The sequence below is a fragment of the Variovorax sp. 679 genome (genome assembly GCF_003952185.1).
Lineage (GTDB): Bacteria > Pseudomonadota > Gammaproteobacteria > Burkholderiales > Burkholderiaceae_C > Variovorax.
Genome location: NZ_RXFS01000005.1, coordinates 42,517 through 60,061 on the forward strand (window position 1 = coordinate 42,517; position 17,545 = coordinate 60,061).

The window sequence follows — 17,545 nt, forward strand, 5'->3', positions numbered from 1 at the left end:
CATCCTCCGGAGGTCCCGCCATGAACACCAGCCTCGACATGCCCCAGCTCATCGCACTGGCCGCCGCCATCGGCTGGGCCAGCGGCGTGCGGCTTTACCTTGTCGTGCTGCTGACGGGGCTGGTCGGGTACCTCGGTTGGGTGCCGCTGCCGGGCGGGCTGCAGTTGCTGGCGCATCCGGTGGTGATCGCGGCCAGCGGCTTCATGGTGTTCATCGAATTCTTCGCCGACAAGATCCCCGGCCTCGATTCGCTGTGGGACGTGGTGCACACGGCGATCCGCATTCCGGCCGGCGCGGCGCTCGCGGCCAGCGTGTTCGGCGTGGACCATGGCGTGATGGCGATCGTCGCGGCGCTGCTGGGCGGCAGCTTCGCGGCCACCGCGCACGCGGCCAAGGCCACGACGCGCGCGGCGATCAACACGTCGCCGGAGCCTTTCTCGAACGTCGGCGCCTCGCTGGCGGAAGACGCCATGGTGCCCGCGGGGCTGTGGCTCGCGGTGGCGCATCCCTTCGTCTTCTTCGTGCTGTTCGTGCTGGTGCTTGTGGCGAGCGTGTGGCTCATCCGCAAGAGCTGGCGTTTCCTCAAGGCGCTGTTCGCCCGCGTGGCCCGCATCTTCAGCGGCCGGCCCGATCCGGGCGTGGTGCCCGCGTTTCAACTGAAAAAGAATCCTCCGGGAGACACTCCGAATGTTTAAGAAGATCCTCATTGCGAACCGTGGCGAGATCGCCTGCCGTGTAGCTGCCACTGCCCGCCGCATGGCGATACGCACCGTCGCCGTCTACTCCGATGCCGATGCGCATGCCAACCATGTGCGCGCCTGCGACGAGTCGGTGCACCTCGGCGGCAGCGCGCCGAAGGACAGCTACCTGCGCTGGGAAAAGATCCTCGAAGCCGCCAAGGCCACGGGCGCCGAGGCGGTTCACCCGGGCTACGGCTTCCTGAGCGAGAACGAGGAGTTCGCGCAGGCCTGCGCCGATGCGGGCCTCGTCTTCATCGGCCCGCCGCCCTCGGCCATCAAGGCGATGGGCCTGAAGGCCGAGTCGAAGCAGCTGATGGAAAAGGCCGGCGTGCCGCTGGTGCCGGGCTACCACGGCCATGACCAGAACCCGCAGCTGCTGCAGCGCGAGGCCGATCGCATCGGCTACCCGGTTCTCATCAAGGCCAGCGCCGGCGGCGGCGGCAAGGGCATGCGCGCGGTCGACAAGGCCGAAGACTTCGCCGCCGCGCTTGCCTCGTGCCAGCGCGAGGCCATCAACAGCTTCGGCGACGACGCGGTGCTGATCGAGAAGTACGTGCAGCGCCCGCGCCACATCGAGATCCAGGTGTTCGGCGACGCGCACGGCAACTACGTCTACCTGTTCGAGCGCGACTGCTCGGTGCAGCGCCGCCACCAGAAGGTACTTGAAGAAGCTCCCGCGCCCGGCATGACCGAGGCGATGCGCAAGCAGATGGGCGAGGCCGCCGTGGCCGCCGCGCGCGCGGTGAACTACGTGGGCGCGGGCACGGTGGAGTTCATCGTCGAGCAGCGAGAAACTCGCGCCGCGCCGGGCCGCCCCAAGCAAGCGAGCGCCCCCTCGGGGGGCAGCGAGGACACGTCAGTGCCGAGCGTGGGGGCCGATTCTGTCGAGATGAACTTCTTCTTCATGGAGATGAACACGCGCCTGCAGGTGGAGCACCCGGTGACCGAGGCCATCACGGGGCAGGACCTCGTCGAGTGGCAACTGCGCGTGGCCTCGGGCGAGACGCTGCCCGCGAAGCAGTCGGAGCTGCAGATCCACGGCCATGCCATCGAGGCGCGCATCTGCGCCGAGAACCCCGACAACAACTTCCTGCCCGCCACCGGCACGCTGCGCGTGTACCGCAAGCCGCAGGCGACCGCATTCCAGCGCAGCCGCGTGCGCATCGACGACGGCGTGCGCGAGGGTGGCGAGATCTCGCCCTTCTACGACTCGATGATCGCCAAGCTGATCGTGCACGGCTCCACGCGCGAAGAGGCGCTGGCCCGGCTCGACGCTGCGCTCGCGCAGGTGCAGATCGTGGGCGTGGCCACCAACGTGCAGTTCCTGCGCGGCATCCTGGCGACCCAGTCGTTCTCGAAGGCCAACCTCGACACCGCGCTGATCGAGCGCGAGCGCGCCGTGCTGTTCGATCGCGAGCCGCTGGGCCTGCCGCTGGCGGCTGCCGCAGCCATCACGCGCACGCTGATCACCGAATGGCCCGCGAAGATGCCCGATCCCTTTGCGCGGCGCGATGGCTGGCGCTCGCTGGGCGAGTACCGCCGCCACTTCGACTTCGAGTTCCGCGGTGCCGAGCAGACCGCGGTGCTGACCTACAAGCGCGACGGCAGCCTGTGGCTCGAGGCCGGCGGCGCCGAAGGGCCGCTGGTGATCGGCCAGTTCCCGACCGGCGAGTTCGAGGTGGAGTTCGCCGGCACGCGCCAGACGCTCGACGTGCACCTCGACGGCGCCACCGCGCACGTTTTTGCATCGAAGGGCGCCACGAAGATCACCGCCATCGACCGCCTCGCCCACGCCGGCGACACCCATGCCGAAGGCGGCCGCCTCACGGCGCCGATGCCCGGCAAGGTCGTGTCCTTCGCGGTCAAGGCCGGCGACAAGGTCAGCCGTGGCCAGCCGCTGGCGGTGATGGAAGCCATGAAGATGGAACACACCATCGCCGCACCGGCTGACGGCACGGTGGAGGAGCTGATGTTCGCGCCGGGCGAGCAGGTGGCCGAGGGCGACGAACTGCTTCGGATGAGCGCGGCGGTGGCGGCCTGACGAAAAAAAGTTAACCCCGTTTCGGGCGCCTGCCCGTATCAGCTGCGGTAGTCATCACTCAAGGGAATCGTTCCATGACCTATCGCCTGCCCCGTTTGCCCCGCCGTTTCTCCGCCCGCCGCCATGCGGGCATCGCCCTGCTGGCCCTTGCAGCCGCGCTCTCGCTGGCTGGCTGCAACCGCAGCAGCGGCGAAGCCAACGTGCTCGCCGAACCGGCCCCGCCGCCCGCGCCCATGCAGGCGGCAGCCGGCTACGGTGGCGGCATGGCCATGAAGGAGCAGCGCATGCGCTCGGCGGAGCCGGCCTCCGCGCCTTCGGCCACCGACTCGCAGCAGGACGGCACGCCGCTGCAGCGTTTCCTGGCCGTGCGGCAGGACCTGAACGTCGAAGTGCCGGCCGAGCAGCTGGCCGACGCCTGGGGAAAGGTGCGCGACCTGTGCGGCACGCTGAAGTGCGAGCTGCTGTCGTCGTCGTTGCTGCGCGAGACGCCGCAGCAGCCCGGCAACGCCATGCTCGAGATGCGCGTGGAGCCCGCCGACGTCGACAAGCTGCTCGGCGGCCTGGCCGGCGTGGCGAACGTGGTCTCGCACACCACCACCAGCGAGGACAAGACCGCCGAGGTGATCGACGTCGAGGCCCGCATCAAGAACCGCACCGAGTTCCGCGACAGCCTGCGCACGATGCTGCGCGACACCGTCACCAAGCGCACCATGGCCGACCTGCTGGCCATCCAGCGCACGCTGTCGGACACGCAGGCCGAGCTCGACGCCATCGCCACGCAGCGAAAGGTGCTGGCGCAGCAGACCAGCAAGCAGCACATCCAGATCCAGTTCTCGGCCAAGCGCGCGCTGGTGAGCAGCGGCGACGGCTACAGCCCGATGCGGCATGCGCTGCGCAACGCCGGCTCGGTGCTGGCGGAAAGCGTGGGCTCGCTCATCACCTTCATCGCGGCGGTGCTGCCGTGGCTGGTGCTGGTGGTGCTGCCGGTGGGCTGGCTGGCGCGCGTGCTGTGGCGTCGTCGCCGCGCCGCGGCCAAATGATGCGGCCGAGTAAGTAAGATCGGGGAGGGCTCTGTTCTAGGCCCTTTTTCTTACCCCAGGAGCTTTTCCCGATGCCGGATCCGCTGCGTCTCTACGTGGATGCCCAGTACGCCAGCCCCTATGCCATGTCGGTGTTCGTGGCGCTGCACGAGAAGCAGCTCGCCTTTGAGATGTCGCCCCTCGACCTGAGCGCGCTGGAGCACCGGGCGGCGGGCTTCTCGCAGCTGTCGCTCACGCAACGCGTGCCGACGCTGGTGCACGGCGACTTCGCCCTGTCGGAGTCGTCCGCCATCACCGAGTACATCGAAGAGAGCTTTGTGCTGGGAACGCCGCTGTACCCCGCCGAGCCGCGCACCAGGGCCCGGGCGCGCCAGCTGCAGGCCTGGCTCCGAAGCGACCTGATGCCGATCCGGCAGGAACGCCCCACCGAGGTGATCTTCTACGGCCCGGCCGGCGCGCCGCTGTCGGCAACGGCCCACCGGGCGGCGAAGACGCTCTTCCAGGTGGCGCAGGCGCTGCTTGCCGATGGCGCCGAGAACCTGTTCGGCGAGTGGTCCATTGTTGATGTCGACCTGGCTCTGATGCTCAACCGTCTGGTCATGAACGGCGATGCCGTGCCGCAGCGGCTGGCCTCCTATGCCGACCGCCAGTGGCAGCGGCCTTCGGTGCAGCGCTGGGTGGCGCTGGAGCGGCCGCCGCGCTGAGTCTTCGGCGGCGGCGAGCCCGTCAGCCCACCACTACTTCGCTGATCTGCGTCGCCGGCGCGATGTCGGTGTAGTTCTTCACGTCGTCCCTGATCTCCTTCGCGTGCGGGCCGAAGGCCTTCTGGAAGGATTCGACCGATTCGGCGAACACGTGGCACATGGCGACGTAGGTGGGCGCTGAGCCCGGCGCGCCGCCGCCCAGGCCCTTGTCGATGGTGTACGAGAGGCATGCGTCACCCATGCGGGCCTTGAGCATGGGCATGTGCTTGTCGCGGTAGTAGTCGTGATCGAACCGTGCGCCGGGGGTGTGGGGGTACATCACGCTGAACTTGATCATGCAAGGAGTCTCCTGAGATGGGCGTTCGAGGATAGGAGATGGCCAGTGCCCGCACAAGCCGAGGGCGACGCGGCCGCGACCTAAGATGCGTGCCCATGCGAATCACCGTCTACCTCACCGACAACCGCCCAGACCCCTGGATCGAAGGCCTGAAGGCCGAACTCCCCGATGCCGTCATCGAAGCCTGGAAGCCCGGTGCTCCGCAGGCCGACCATGCCGTGGTGTGGGCGCCGCCGCAGGAGTTTCTCGACGAGCAGCCGAAGCTGCGCGGCATCTTCAACATCGGCGCGGGCGTCGATGCGCTGCTCAAGCTGAAGGTGCCGGCGCACACCCGCATCGTGCGGCTCGACGACGCGGGCATGTCGGTGCAGATGGCCGAGTACGTCTGCCACACGCTGATCCGCCACTTCCGCGAGTTCGATGTCTACGAGGCCGACGCGCGCGAGGGCAAGTGGAGCTACCGCAAGCCGAAGCTGCGGCGCGACTTCCCGGTCGGCATCATGGGGCTGGGCGTGCTCGGCGAGCGCGTGGCGAAGGCCGTGGCGCAGTTCGAGTTTCCGGTGCTGGGCTGGAGCCGTTCGCCAAAAGAGATCGAAGGCGTGCGCGTGTTCAGCGGCGAGGCGCAGTTCGACGAGTTCCTGTCGTCCACGCGCGTGCTGGTCAACCTGCTGCCGCTGACCGAGGCAACGCGCGGCATCCTCAACCGCGACACGCTGGGCAAGCTCAAGCCCGAGGGCTATCTCATCAGCATCGCGCGCGGCGGCCACCTGGTGGAAGACGACCTGATCCCGCTGCTCGACGCCGGCCGGCTCGCGGGCGCGACGCTCGACGTGTTCCAGGTCGAGCCGCTGCCATCGGACCACGCCTTCTGGCGCCATCCGAAGATCACCGTGACCCCGCACGGCTCGGCGCGCACGCTGCGCGAGGAGTCCATCGCCCAGATCGCCGGGAAGATCCGTGCGATGGAGAAGGGGCTGCCGATCGTTGGCGTGGTCGATCCGGTGCGCGGCTACTGACGGGCGCGCACCCTATCTCCGGGCCCGCCGGAGTGCAAAGCGGGCAGGGGAAACCCTGAAACAATAGTTTTTCACAAGTATGAAAATATTTTCATGACTGTGAAAACTGCGTTTCGGGTGATCGAGATCGTCGAGCTCTTCGCCCGGGAGAAGCAGCCGCTGGCTCTTTCCGAGATGGCGCGCCTGCTCGACATGCCGGTGTCGAGCTGCCTGGGCCTGATCCGCACGCTCGAGGAGCAGGGCTACATGTACGAGACCGGCCGCCGCCAGGGCTACTACCCGACGGGCAGGCTGCTCGCGATGGCGCAGGTCATCGCCGCCCACGACCCGGTGCTCGACCGGGTGAAGGCCACGCTCGAGGAGCTGCGCGACGCGGCGCGCGAGACGGTGGTCTTCGGCAAGTTCCGTGATGCGGGGCAGGTGGTCTACCTGGAGGTGCTGAGCGCGCCGCAGAGCATTCGCTACACAGCCGAGTCGGGCGAGACGCGCCCGGCCTATGCCAATTCCATCGGCCGTGCGCTGCTGTCCACGCTCGAACCCGGCGCGCGCCGCAGCCTGCTCGAAGGCATGACGCTCGCGCCGCTGACCGACGCCACGCTCACCACCGCCGACGCCATCGAGGCCGAGCTGCAGCGCTCCGCCGTGCGCGGCTGGTACGGCAACCTCGGCGAAAGCATTCCCGACCTGATCGGCCTGGCCTGGCCGCTGCGCATCGGCGGCGAGGCCTATGCCATCTCCGTCGCAGGCCCGCGCTACCGCATGGAGGCGCGCATCGAGGAGATCGCCGCGATGCTGCGCTCCGCCTGCCTCGCCATCGAACCCAAGAACGAAAGCCCCCGATGACTGCAAGCTCCCCGCGCTACTTCGTCCGCGAGGACGAGATCACCGGCTACCACCCGGCCAACCACACCGGCACGCTGAACAAGCGCCTGATCGGCCCCGAGACCGTGGGCGCGAAGCAGCTCGAGGTGCTCGTCGGCCATATCCAGAAGGGCAAAGGCGCGCTGCCTCACGCCCACCCGGGCATCGAGCAGGTCTGCTACATGCTCGAGGGCCGCGCGGTCGCCGAGGTGGGCGGCCAGCGGCAGGAGCTGCACCCGGGCGACAGCTGCTTCTTTCCCGCCGACGCGATGCACACCTTCACGGTGGTGAGCGACGAGCCGGTGCGCGTGCTGGTGATCTACAGCCCGCCCTACGAGGAATCGCCGGAGCGCGTGATCCGGCCCTGAGAACCGACAGCACTACAACCGGAGACAAACCATGCAGACAACGAAGAACGCGACCGGGCAACCGGCCGCGATGGCGAACCGTCGCCGTTTCATTTCCATCGGCGCGGCCGCGGGCCTTGCGGGCGCCATGCCCTGGGCCTTCGCGCAGGACGGCTATCCGAAGCAGCCCATACGCATCGTCGTGCCCTTCGCCGCCGGCAGCGGCACCGACGCGGTGGCGCGCATCACGGGGCAGATGCTGGGCGAGGCGCTGAAGGCCTCGGTCATCGTCGACAACAGGGCGGGCGCCAACGGCGTGATCGCGGCCGAGTACGTCGCCAAGGCGGCGCCGGACGGCTACACGCTGTTCATGACGACCAACACCACGCACTCGGCCAACCCGAGCCTGATGAAGTCGCTGCCCTACGACCCGGTGAAAGACTTCGCGCCGGTGAGCCGTATGGGCAACCTGCCCTTCATGCTGGTGGTGAACAACGACCTGCCCGTGAAGAGCGTGGCCGAGCTGCTGGCCTGGGGTCGCGCCCACCCGGGCAAGCTCACCTACGCGAGCGGCAACAGCACCGGCATCGTGAGCGGCGCCACGCTCTCGCGCATGAGCGGCGTGCCGATGCTGCACGTGCCCTACAAGAGCACGCCGCCGGCCATCGCCGACCTGATCGGCGGGCAGGTGTCGATGATGGTGGTCGACCTCGCCGCGGGCCTCGCCACGGTGAAGGCCGGCAAGATGCGCGCGATCGCCGTCACCACGCAGGAGCGCACCAAGCTCTTTCCCGAACTGCCGCCGCTGGCCGACACGCCCGAGCTCAAGGGCTTCGACATCACCTCGTGGAACGGCGTGTTCGCGCCGGCAGGCACGCCGCGCGACATCGTGCTGAAGCTCAACAAGGTGCTCGCCGAGATGGCGAACGGCCCGGTCTTCCGCGAGCGCGTGGCGAAGCTGGGCTTCGATGCCTTCGGCAGCACGCCCGAAGAGCTGGGTGCGTTCACGGTGTCGGAGCTGGCGAAGTGGAAGAAGCTGATCCAGGCAGCGGGGATCCAGCCCGAATGAGCGCGGGCGGACCTCTGCAGGGCATCCGCATCCTCGACCTCACGGCCGTGGTGATGGGGCCGTATGCGACGCAGACGCTGGGCGACCTCGGCGCCGACGTCATCAAGGTCGAGCCGCCCGGCGGCGACAACCTGCGCGCCGTCGGGCCGATGCGCAACCCGGGCATGGGCGCGATGGCGATGCACCTCAACCGCAACAAGCGCTCGATCGTGCTCGACCTCAAGCAGCCCGAGGGCCGCGAGGCCTGCCTGCGGCTTGCGGCGGGCTGCGACGCGCTGATCTACAACACGCGGCCGCAGGCGATGGCCCGGCTCGGGCTCGGCTACGAGGCGGTGTCCGCCGTGAACCCGAAGATCGTCTACCTCGGCGCCTTCGGCTATGGCGAGCAGGGGCCCTATGCAGGCAAGCCCGCTTACGACGACCTGATTCAGGGCGCGGCGGGCGTTGCCTCGCTGTTCGCGCAGCAAAGCGGCGGCGCGCCGCGCTATGCGCCCGTCACGCTAGCCGACCGCGCGGTGGGGCTGCAGGCGGCCATCGCGCTGCTGGCCGCCGTGCTGCATGCCCAGCGCACCGGCAAGGGCCAGGCCGTCGAGGTGCCGATGTTCGAGGCGCTGTCGCAGTTCGTCATGGGCGACCATCTCGGCGGCCACAGCTTCGAGCCGCCGCTCGGCCCCACCGGCTACGCGCGCCTGCTCGCGCCGCACCGCAAGCCCTACGCCACGGCCGACGGCTACCTCAGCGTGCTCATCTACAACGACAAGCACTGGCAGGCCTTCTTCGACGTGATCGGTCGGCCGGAGCTGCGTGATTCGCCGATGTTCGGCACGCACACGGCACGCGCCGCGAACATCGGCGCGGTCTATGCCTTCGTGGCCGAGGTGATGGCCACGCGCGGCAGCGACGAGTGGTTCGCCGCGCTGTCTGCCGCCGACATCCCGGTCGCGCGCCTGCACAGCACCGAGAGCCTGCTCGACGATCCGCACCTGCGCGCCGTCGGCTTCTATCCCGAGCTCGACCATCCGAGCGAAGGCCGCATCCGCACCCTCGCGCCGGTAGGCCGCTACAGCGCCACGCCGGCCGCCATTCGCCGCCAGGCGCCGCGCATCGGCGAGCAGAGCGTGGAGCTGCTCCGCGAGGCGGGCTACGGCGACGAGGCCATCGAACGCATGCTCGAACGCGGCGTGACGCTGCAACCCGACACAGCCAAGGACTGAAATGGACTTTTCCCTGAACGAAGACCAGCGCTCGCTGGTCGCCGCCATCGAACGCCTCTGCGAGGACTTTCCCATCGACTACTGGCGCGACCACGACGACCGCGCCGTGTTCCCGCACGAGTTCCATCGCGCCGTGGCCGAAAGCGGCTGGCTAGGCATCGCCATGCCCGAGGCGCAGGGCGGCGCGGGCCTCGGCATCACCGAGGCGGCGCTGATGATGCGTGCCATCAGCGCATCAGGCGCCGGCATGTCGGGCGCGTCGTCGGTTCACATGAACATCTTCGGGCTCAACCCGGTGGTGGTGTTCGGCAGCGAGGCGCAGCGCCAGCGCTTTTTGCCACCGCTGATCGCGGGCACCGAGAAGGCCTGCTTCGCCGTGACCGAGCCCGACGCGGGGCTCGACACCACCAGCCTCAAGACGCAGGCCGTGCGCCGGCCCGATGGAGGCTACGTGCTGCACGGTCGCAAGATCTGGATCTCGACCGCGCAGGTGGCCGACCGCATGCTGATCCTCACGCGCACCACGCCGCTCGACCAGGTGAAGAAGCCCACGCAGGGCCTCACGCTGTTCTACACGCCGCTGGACCGCAGTAAGGTCGAGGTGCGCGAGATCCACAAGCTCGGCCGCGCGGCGGTGGACTCCAACATGCTCTTCATCGACGGGCTCCACGTGCCGGAAGAAGACCGCATCGGCGAGGAAGGGCGGGGTTTCGAGTACATCCTGCACGGGCTCAACCCCGAGCGCATATTGATCGCGGCGGAAGCCATCGGCATCGGCCGCGCGGCGCTGCGCATCGCCTCGCAGTACGCGCAGGAGCGCGTCGTGTTCGGCCGGCCCATCGGCCAGAACCAGGGCGTGGCGCATCCGCTGGCACGCGCCTGGGCCAACCTGGAGGCGGCCGACCTGATGATGCTCAAGGCAGCGACGCTGTACGACGCGGGCGAGCCCTGCGGCATCGAGGCCAACGCGGCCAAGTACCTCGCGGCCGAGGCGGCGCACGACGCCTGCCAGAACGCGGTGCTCACGCTCGGCGGCATGGGCTATGCGAAGGAATACCATGTCGAGCGGCTGCTGCGCGAGAGCTACATCCCGCGCATCGCGCCGGTGAGCCCGCAGATGATCCTGAACTTCATCGCCGAGAAGGCGCTGGGGCTGCCGAAGTCGTACTGATCCAACCCATGCAATGAACGACCGCAACGCCATCGTCGTCCGCCATCTCGCCATCCACGGCCTCGTGCAGGGCGTGAGCTACCGCTGGTCGATGGTGCAGGCCGCGCGGCGGTTCGGCGTGCGCGGCTGGGTGCGCAACCGGCGCGACGGCAGCGTGGAGGCGCTTGCCGCAGGCGAGGCCGGCGCAGTGGAGGCTTTGGTGCGCTGGGCGCATCAGGGTCCGGACGGCGCGCGCGTCGATGCCGTGGACCTGGGCGACATGGTCGGTACCACGCCGGCGGACGACCTGCCCGAAGGCTTCGAGCAGCGCGAAACCGTCTAGCCGGCTCTTCCAGCCGCCGGTGCCGCGCGGCTGGCACCATTTGCAACGCCACAGGCACGCATTGCTACCTTCCGCCGCTTGTGTACCAGGCAGGGTATTTCCATGTGGCCGACAATCGGAGGCGGTCTTCCATCCTCCCGCGATACCAGAGACATCCCATGAAACTCCCCACCACAGTCAGGCTCGTCGACGTCGGCCCGCGCGACGGCCTGCAGAACGAAAAGCAGCCCGTCTCCGCCGAAGTGAAGATCGGCCTCGTGCACCGCCTGCAGGACGCGGGCCTGAAGGAGATCGAGGTCACCAGCTTCGTGAGTCCCAAGTGGGTGCCGCAGATGGCCGACAACGCCGAGGTGATGCACGGCATCCAGCGCAAGCCCGGCGTGGGCTACTCGGTGCTCACGCCCAACATGAAGGGCTTCGAGGCGGCCATCGCCGCACCGCGCGAGGAATGGCCCGACGAGATCGTGGTGTTCGGTGCGGCCAGCGAGGCCTTCAGCCAGAAGAACATCAACTGCTCCATCGCCGAGAGCATCGAGCGCTTCGCACCGGTGGTGGCCGCGGCGCTCGAAAAGGGCATCCGCGTGCGCGGCGCGATGTCGTGCACGGTCGGCTGCCCCTACGAGGGCGAGATCGCGCCGGCCAAGGTCGGCTACCTCGCGCAGCTGATGAAGGGCATCGGCGTGCAGCGCGTGGACGTGGCCGACACCATCGGCGTGGGCACGCCGCGCAAGGTGCAGGCGGCGATGGAGGCCACGCTGGCACACTTCGATGTCGACGCCATCTCCGGCCACTTCCACGACACCTACGGGCAGGCGCTGGTCAACACGCTGGCGGCGCTCGAGCTGGGCGTGTGGAACTTCCAGTCGTCCTCTGCCGGCCTGGGCGGCTGCCCCTACGCCAAGGGCGCGACGGGCAACGTGGCGACTGAAGACGTGGTCTACATGCTGCACGGCATGGGCATCGAGACCGGCATCGACCTCGACAGGCTGATCGACGCGGGCGTCTACATCAGCGAGGCACTGGGCCGCGAGCCGAATTCGCGCGCCTCGAAGGCCATCCGCACCAAGCGGGCGGGTTGAAGCATGGATCTGCAAGTCTGGCTCGCATTCCTGGTGGCGAGCTGCGTCATTGCCGTGTCGCCCGGTTCGGGTGCGGTGCTCAGCATGAGCCACGGGCTCAGCTACGGCGTGCGGCGCACCACGGCGACCATCGTCGGGCTCCAGCTGGGGCTCGCCGTGATCCTGCTGGTGGCCGGGCTCGGCGTGGGCGCGGTGCTCACCGCCTCGGCCACCGCGTTCACGGTCATCAAGGTGGTCGGCGCCTGCTACCTGCTGTGGCTGGGCTGGCGCCAGTGGCGCGCGCCCGTCGCGAAGGCCGAAGGCAACGCGCAGGAGGCATCCGCCGAGCCCGACCTCACGGCCTCGCAGCGCGTGCTGCGCGGCTTCCTGACCAACGTGACGAACCCCAAGGGCATCGTCTTCATGGCGGCCGTGCTGCCGCAGTTCATCCAGCCGACGCGGCCCCTGTGGCTGCAGCTGCTGGTGCTGCTGGCCACGACGGTGATGGTCGACGTGACCGTGATGCACGGCTACGCCTGGCTGGCCGCGCGGCTGCAGGGCCTGCTTCGCAGCGTGCGTGCCCGGCGCGCGCAGAACCGCGTCTTCGGCGGCGTGCTGATGGCGATGGGCGCGTTCCTGTTCATGTTCAAGCGCAGCGCCTGATAGATTCGAATCCATGTGCGGTTCCGAACTCCATTCCCTCCCTGAAGGCGTCCAGCGCGTGTCCCGCGTGCTGCAGGACGCCGGTCATCCCCATTCGCCACGCATGCTCGACGACGCCTGCCGCACCGCGCAGCAGGCGGCCGACGCGCTCGGCATCTCGGTCGGCCAGATCGCCAAGAGCATCATCTTCCGGCGCAAGAGCGACGAGGTGGCAGTGCTCGTCATCACCTCGGGCGACAAGCGCGTGGACGAGAAGAAGGTCGACGCGCTGGTCGGCAAGACCGGCCGCGCCGACGCCGACTTCGTGAAGGCGCGCACCGGCTTCACCATCGGCGGCGTGTCGCCCGTGGGCCATGTGACGCAACCCGTGGTGCTGATCGACCGCGAGCTGTTCCGCTTCGAGGAGATCTGGGCCGCGGCCGGCCATCCGCATGCGGTGTTCCAGTTGCGCCCGCACGACCTCGAGAAGCTCACCGGCGCGCCGGTGGCGGACGTGGTGTGAATTTCGCGGAAGCCGAGACGCTCGCCGAACGCGCCGTGGCCGTGCAGTCCATGGCGGAAGACGTGCCCTCGCCGTGCTCGTCGGTGTGCCGCATGGACCGCCTGAGCGGCTTCTGCGAAGGCTGCCTGCGCACCATTCCCGAGATCGCGGGCTGGAGCAAGATGGAAGACGAGACCCGGCGCCATGTGTGGCGCGCGATAGAGTTGCGTGCCAAGGCCGGCATCTGGCGGGCTCCAGACGGCACAAGCGACACAGGAGACAGGCACGCATGAAGCACATCGACTTCCATCTCGACTTCATCTCTCCCTACGCGCACCTCGCGTTCGAGCACCTGCCCGAGGCGCTCGAGGGACTGAGCTACAGCGTGGCCTACAAGCCGGTGCTGCTGGGTGCGCTGCTCAAGCAGCATGGCCAGCTGGGCCCCGCCGAGATTCCGTCGAAGCGCAGCTGGACGTACCGCCATGTGCTCTGGCTGGGCCATGCGAACGGCATCGAGATCCAGATGCCCGCATCGCATCCCTACAACCCGTTGGCGCACCTGCGGCTCGCGGTGTCCACGGGCGACGACGGCAGCATCAGCCGCCTCGTGGCCGAGACCATCTTCCGTCACGTGTGGCGCGGCGGTGAAGAGGCTGGCGATGCGGCGCGCCTTGCCGCGCTCACTGCCCAGCTCAACCCGAAGCGCGACGCGAACAGCGACGAGAGCAAGGCCCTGCTCAAGCGCAACACCGAGGAAGCCCTGCAGCAGGGCGTGTTCGGCACGCCCTCCTATGTGGTCGACGGCCGCCTGTTCTGGGGCTTCGACGGCCTGCAGATGCTGCGCGCGTACCTGACGGGCGACGCCTGGTTCGACGGCCCGCAATGGGCCTCGGCGGACCAGCGCCCGGCCTTGTTGCGCAGCAGCAAGCCGGCCTGAGTACAAACCCGGGCAAGCCCCGGTAACGGCCCGATTTCTTACAGGCTGAAACGCGCTGCGCGGGTTTCACCCTAATCCGTAAGCGCGCGTTCAGTTTCGCGCAAGGCTCGGGTCAGTCGCGCCTCCAAGAATGCCTCACGGTCCCGAATGCCGGGAACGAATGAACGCATACATACAGGAGACGACCAATGGCAGCCACACTGGATTCGAGGGGGGTTCCGCATCAGGCCCCCCGGCCCATGTCCTCGGAGGAGAAGAAAGTCATCTTCGCCTCTTCACTCGGCACTGTGTTCGAGTGGTACGACTTCTACCTCTACGGCTCGCTCGCCGCGATCATCGCGAAGCAGTTCTTCAGCGGCCTCGATGCGGGCGCGGCCTTCATCTTCGCGCTGCTGGCGTTTGCCGCCGGCTTCCTGGTGCGTCCGTTCGGCGCCATCGTGTTCGGGCGACTGGGCGACATGATCGGGCGCAAGTACACCTTCCTGGTGACGATCCTGATCATGGGCCTGTCGACCTTCATCGTCGGCCTGCTGCCGAGCTACGCGACCATCGGCGTCGCGGCGCCGGTGATCCTGATCGCGCTGCGCATGCTGCAGGGCCTCGCGCTCGGCGGCGAGTACGGCGGTGCCGCCACCTACGTGGCCGAGCACGCGCCGCACGGCAAGCGCGGCGCCTACACCTCGTGGATCCAGACCACCGCCACGCTCGGCCTGTTCCTGAGCCTGCTGGTGATCCTGGGCGTGCGCGAGTTCATGGGCGAAGCCGCGTTCAACGACTGGGGCTGGCGCATTCCGTTCCTGGTGTCGATCCTGCTGCTGGGCATCTCGGTGTGGATCCGCCTGACGCTGTCGGAATCGCCCGCCTTCCAGAAGATGAAGGCCGAGGGCAAGACCTCGAAGGCGCCGCTGTCCGAGTCCTTCGGCCAGTGGAAGAACCTGAAGATCGTGATCCTGGCGCTGGTGGGTCTCACGGCCGGCCAGGCGGTGGTGTGGTATTCGGGCCAGTTCTACGCGCTGTTCTTCCTGACGGCGCAGCTGAAGGTCGACGCGACCACGGCCAACCTGATGATCGCCGCGGCACTGCTGCTGGGTACGCCCTTCTTCGTGGTGTTCGGCACGCTGTCCGACAAGATCGGCCGCAAGCCGATCATCATGGCCGGCTGCCTGCTGGCCGTGGTCACGTACTTCCCGGTCTTCAAGATGCTGACCGAGGCCGCCAACCCCGACCTGGCCCGCGCGCAGGCCACGGCAGGCGTCACGGTGACGGCCGACCCGGCGACCTGCTCGTTCCAGGGCAACCCGGTGGCCCGCGAGATCGACTTCCGCAGCTCGTGCGACATCGCCAAGCGCTACCTCGTGCAGAACTCTGTGAGCTATGAGAACGTGGCCGGCGCGCCGGGCTCGAAGGCCATCGTGAAGATCGGCGACAAGACGGTCGAGGCGCCCGTGGGCACTGTCGTGAACTCGAAGTTCGACGAGAACTCCGTCAAGGAGATCGCCGCTTTCAAGAAGGGCGTGGCCGAAGACCTGAAGGTCGCGGGCTATCCGGCCAAGGCCGATCCCGCCAAGATCAACAAGGTGCTGACCATCGTGCTGCTGTTCTGGCTGGTGCTGCTGGTGACCATGGTCTACGGCCCGATCGCAGCGATGCTGGTCGAGCTGTTCCCCACGCGCATCCGCTACACCTCGATGAGCCTGCCGTACCACATCGGCAACGGCTGGTTCGGCGGCCTGCTGCCGACCACCGCCTTCGCCATCGTGGCCTCGACCGGCAACATGTTCAACGGCCTGTGGTATCCGATCATCATCGCGGGCATCACGCTGGTGGTGGGCACGCTGTTCATCCGCGAGACCAAGGACGTGGACATCTACGCCAACGACTGATCGTCGCCGAACAAGAAAAGAGAGGAGGGCTCCGCGCCCTCCGTTCAACAAAGAGGCTTCATGCCGACCGCATGAGGCCTTTTTCTTGAACCATCCAGGAGACAGCACCCATGTGGAAAATCGTCGTCGGCTTCGTCATCTTCGCCGCCATTGCCCTGTACGTGATCTCGAAGGCCGGTGACAAGGTCGACATGTCGGGCGAGAAGCATGGTGGCGACACCACCACGCACGAGCCCGCGCCAGCCGCGGCGCCGAAGTAGGCCCGAGGATTCTTCAGGCCGGAACACCGCGGAACCGGCTTTGCCGGGCCGCAGGTGTTGTCCCCGGTAGGGGGTTGGAGAAGCGACACGAAGTGCGCGAAGCCTGGGGGCGAGCCTACCTCTTGAACCGGCCGTCGCTCACGATGGAGAGGTCGACGTAGTCGATGCCCGTGTGGTCGGTCGGCGAGTAGCTCACGTCGAGTCCGCCGCCCACGTCGTACTGGAAGCTGTTGAGCGTGGCGATCAGCTTCGCGCGCGTGGGCTTCGGCCCCGTGCGGCGCAGCGCCTCCACCATCACCTTGGTTGCGACGAAGCCCTCGAGCAGCGCGGGCGACAGCTCGTTCTGGCCCTTGGCCTTGGCGAGCGCCAGCGCTTCCTTGATGAGCGGGTGGCCGAACGAGCGCTCGTAGGGCAGCACCTGCGTGATGATCACGCCCGCGCTGGCCGAGCCCAGTTCCTTGATGAAGCCCGAGGCCGCGTTGTTCGACAGCGTGATGATCTGCGCCGCCGAGCCCGCGGCGCGCAGCGCCTTGATGCCGTCGGTCACCGCGGTGCCCGAGCCGATCCACAGCACCGCCTGCACGTTCGCCTTGGTGAGCTGCGGCACGATGGCCGCGTAGTCGGGCTTGCTGCGGTCCGCCAGCGCCACCACGGCCGGCTTCAGATTGGCCTTCTCGAAGCCCTTGTTCGCGCCTTCCATCGCATCCTTGCCGAAGGAGTCGTCGGCCTGCACGACGGCGATGCGCTGGATGCCGGTGGTCTGCAGGTGCTGCACCGCCTTCTCGGCCTCGCGCTGGTAGGTCGAGCGCACGTTGAAGATGTTCTTCTGCACCGGCTTGTGCAGCGCCATCGCGCCCGTCGAGGGGCCGACCAGCGCCACGCCGTACTTGTCGAGCAGCGGGATCACCGCGAGCGTGTTGGGCGTGCCGCGGTTGAGCAGCAGCGCAACCACCTTCTTGTCCTCGATGAGCACGCGCGTGTTCTCCAGCGAGCGCTTGGCGTCGAGGCCATCGTCCATGCGGATCACCTCGATCTGCTCGCCGTTGATGCCGCCCTGGGCGTTGACCTGGTCGATGACCAGCTGCGAGCCCATGATGGTTTCCTTGACGCTGGCCGCCACGGGGCCCGAGAGGTCGGCCGACTGGCCGATCAGGATCTGGGCCGATGCATCCGGCGCCGTCATGGCCAGGAGCAGCGCAACGGCGCAGGACGTGAACGTCTTCTTCATCGAGCAAAGCCTTTCCACGAAGCGGGGTGCTTCTGTCAACAGGTGTGTAATGTGTTGCTGAACGTCACCGTCCGCCAGTTCGCGCAAACCCTGTCAGACCAAGGTTTTCAGGCCAAAAAAAGCCCGCCGGATTGCGCCGGCGGGCCTGTGGAAACGCCCTCTGGGGGCGGGGA

20 protein-coding genes are annotated in these 17,545 nt (G+C 68.1%); 18 read left to right on the top strand and 2 right to left on the bottom strand.

All coding sequences use genetic code 11. From position 1 onward, the window contains the following. Positions 1–20: 20 nt before the first annotated feature. The 4 genes from EJO71_RS13415 (at position 21) to yfcF (ending at position 4,525) form a co-directional block, all read left to right on the top strand. Positions 21–695, top strand: a complete 675-nt coding sequence (locus EJO71_RS13415) for a DUF4126 domain-containing protein (protein ID WP_125949586.1) — start codon at positions 21–23, stop codon at positions 693–695. Beyond that, positions 688–2,781: an acetyl/propionyl/methylcrotonyl-CoA carboxylase subunit alpha gene (locus EJO71_RS13420; RefSeq protein ID WP_125949585.1), complete on the top strand. Its 2,094-nt coding sequence runs from the start codon at positions 688–690 to the stop codon at positions 2,779–2,781. The genes EJO71_RS13415 and EJO71_RS13420 overlap by 8 nt, the downstream gene beginning before the upstream one ends. Positions 2,782–2,855: 74 nt before the next feature. Then, the gene (locus EJO71_RS13425) at positions 2,856–3,821 is read left to right on the top strand and encodes a DUF4349 domain-containing protein (protein ID WP_125949584.1); all 966 of its coding nucleotides are present in this window, start codon (positions 2,856–2,858) and stop codon (positions 3,819–3,821) included. 71 nt (positions 3,822–3,892) lie between these two features. Beyond that, the gene (yfcF, locus tag EJO71_RS13430; RefSeq protein WP_125949583.1) at positions 3,893–4,525 is read left to right on the top strand and encodes a glutathione transferase; all 633 of its coding nucleotides are present in this window, start codon (positions 3,893–3,895) and stop codon (positions 4,523–4,525) included. A gap of 22 nt (positions 4,526–4,547) precedes the next feature. On the opposite strand, the gene EJO71_RS13435 is transcribed toward yfcF, so the two are convergent. Beyond that, positions 4,548–4,862 (bottom strand): EthD family reductase, encoded by a 315-nt coding sequence (locus tag EJO71_RS13435; RefSeq protein WP_125949582.1) that lies wholly within the window; start codon positions 4,860–4,862, stop codon positions 4,548–4,550. Positions 4,863–4,957: 95 nt separating this feature from the next. On the opposite strand from EJO71_RS13435, the gene EJO71_RS13440 reads away from it, so the two are divergent. The 14 genes from EJO71_RS13440 (at position 4,958) to EJO71_RS34325 (ending at position 16,144) form a co-directional block, all read left to right on the top strand. Beyond that, positions 4,958–5,878 carry a glyoxylate/hydroxypyruvate reductase A gene (locus EJO71_RS13440; protein ID WP_125949581.1) on the top strand — a complete coding sequence of 307 codons (921 nt, stop codon included), beginning with the start codon at positions 4,958–4,960 and terminating at the stop codon, positions 5,876–5,878. 93 nt (positions 5,879–5,971) lie between these two features. Further along, entirely contained in the window at positions 5,972–6,721 is a 750-nt protein-coding gene (locus EJO71_RS13445) for an IclR family transcriptional regulator (protein WP_125949580.1), read from the top strand. Beyond that, on the top strand, positions 6,718–7,107 hold the full coding sequence (locus EJO71_RS13450; protein WP_125949579.1) for a cupin domain-containing protein: 390 nt from the start codon (positions 6,718–6,720) through the stop codon (positions 7,105–7,107). The genes EJO71_RS13445 and EJO71_RS13450 overlap by 4 nt, the downstream gene beginning before the upstream one ends. 31 nt (positions 7,108–7,138) lie before the next feature. Further along, positions 7,139–8,155 (top strand): tripartite tricarboxylate transporter substrate binding protein, encoded by a 1,017-nt coding sequence (locus EJO71_RS13455; RefSeq protein WP_125949578.1) that lies wholly within the window; start codon positions 7,139–7,141, stop codon positions 8,153–8,155. Beyond that, positions 8,152–9,369: a CoA transferase gene (locus EJO71_RS13460; RefSeq protein WP_125949577.1), complete on the top strand. Its 1,218-nt coding sequence runs from the start codon at positions 8,152–8,154 to the stop codon at positions 9,367–9,369. The genes EJO71_RS13455 and EJO71_RS13460 overlap by 4 nt, the downstream gene beginning before the upstream one ends. Position 9,370: 1 nt before the next feature. Beyond that, on the top strand, positions 9,371–10,540 hold the full coding sequence (locus EJO71_RS13465) for an acyl-CoA dehydrogenase family protein (protein WP_125949576.1): 1,170 nt from the start codon (positions 9,371–9,373) through the stop codon (positions 10,538–10,540). Positions 10,541–10,553: 13 nt separating this feature from the next. Next, positions 10,554–10,862, top strand: coding sequence for an acylphosphatase (locus EJO71_RS13470; RefSeq protein WP_125949575.1), 309 nt, complete (start codon positions 10,554–10,556; stop codon positions 10,860–10,862). Positions 10,863–11,020: 158 nt separating this feature from the next. Continuing rightward, positions 11,021–11,941 (top strand): hydroxymethylglutaryl-CoA lyase, encoded by a 921-nt coding sequence (locus EJO71_RS13475; RefSeq protein ID WP_125949574.1) that lies wholly within the window; start codon positions 11,021–11,023, stop codon positions 11,939–11,941. A 3-nt stretch (positions 11,942–11,944) separates the two neighbouring features. Then, entirely contained in the window at positions 11,945–12,583 is a 639-nt protein-coding gene (gene rhtB, locus EJO71_RS13480; protein ID WP_125949573.1) for a homoserine/homoserine lactone efflux protein, read from the top strand. Positions 12,584–12,596: 13 nt separating this feature from the next. Beyond that, positions 12,597–13,085: a YbaK/EbsC family protein gene (locus EJO71_RS13485; protein ID WP_125949572.1), complete on the top strand. Its 489-nt coding sequence runs from the start codon at positions 12,597–12,599 to the stop codon at positions 13,083–13,085. Further along, positions 13,082–13,357 (top strand): DUF1289 domain-containing protein, encoded by a 276-nt coding sequence (locus tag EJO71_RS13490; RefSeq protein WP_125949571.1) that lies wholly within the window; start codon positions 13,082–13,084, stop codon positions 13,355–13,357. Before EJO71_RS13485 ends, EJO71_RS13490 begins: the two co-directional genes overlap by 4 nt. Further along, entirely contained in the window at positions 13,354–14,001 is a 648-nt protein-coding gene (locus tag EJO71_RS13495; RefSeq protein WP_125949570.1) for a 2-hydroxychromene-2-carboxylate isomerase, read from the top strand. The genes EJO71_RS13490 and EJO71_RS13495 overlap by 4 nt, the downstream gene beginning before the upstream one ends. 188 nt (positions 14,002–14,189) lie before the next feature. Further along, entirely contained in the window at positions 14,190–15,884 is a 1,695-nt protein-coding gene (locus tag EJO71_RS13500; protein ID WP_125949569.1) for an MFS transporter, read from the top strand. 110 nt (positions 15,885–15,994) lie between these two features. After that, on the top strand, positions 15,995–16,144 hold the full coding sequence (locus EJO71_RS34325; protein ID WP_164546835.1) for a hypothetical protein: 150 nt from the start codon (positions 15,995–15,997) through the stop codon (positions 16,142–16,144). 115 nt (positions 16,145–16,259) lie between these two features. Here EJO71_RS34325 and EJO71_RS13505 read toward each other — a convergent pair whose 3' ends face one another. Further along, on the bottom strand, positions 16,260–17,372 hold the full coding sequence (locus EJO71_RS13505; RefSeq protein WP_125949568.1) for an ABC transporter substrate-binding protein: 1,113 nt from the start codon (positions 17,370–17,372) through the stop codon (positions 16,260–16,262). Positions 17,373–17,545 lie beyond the last annotated feature (173 nt).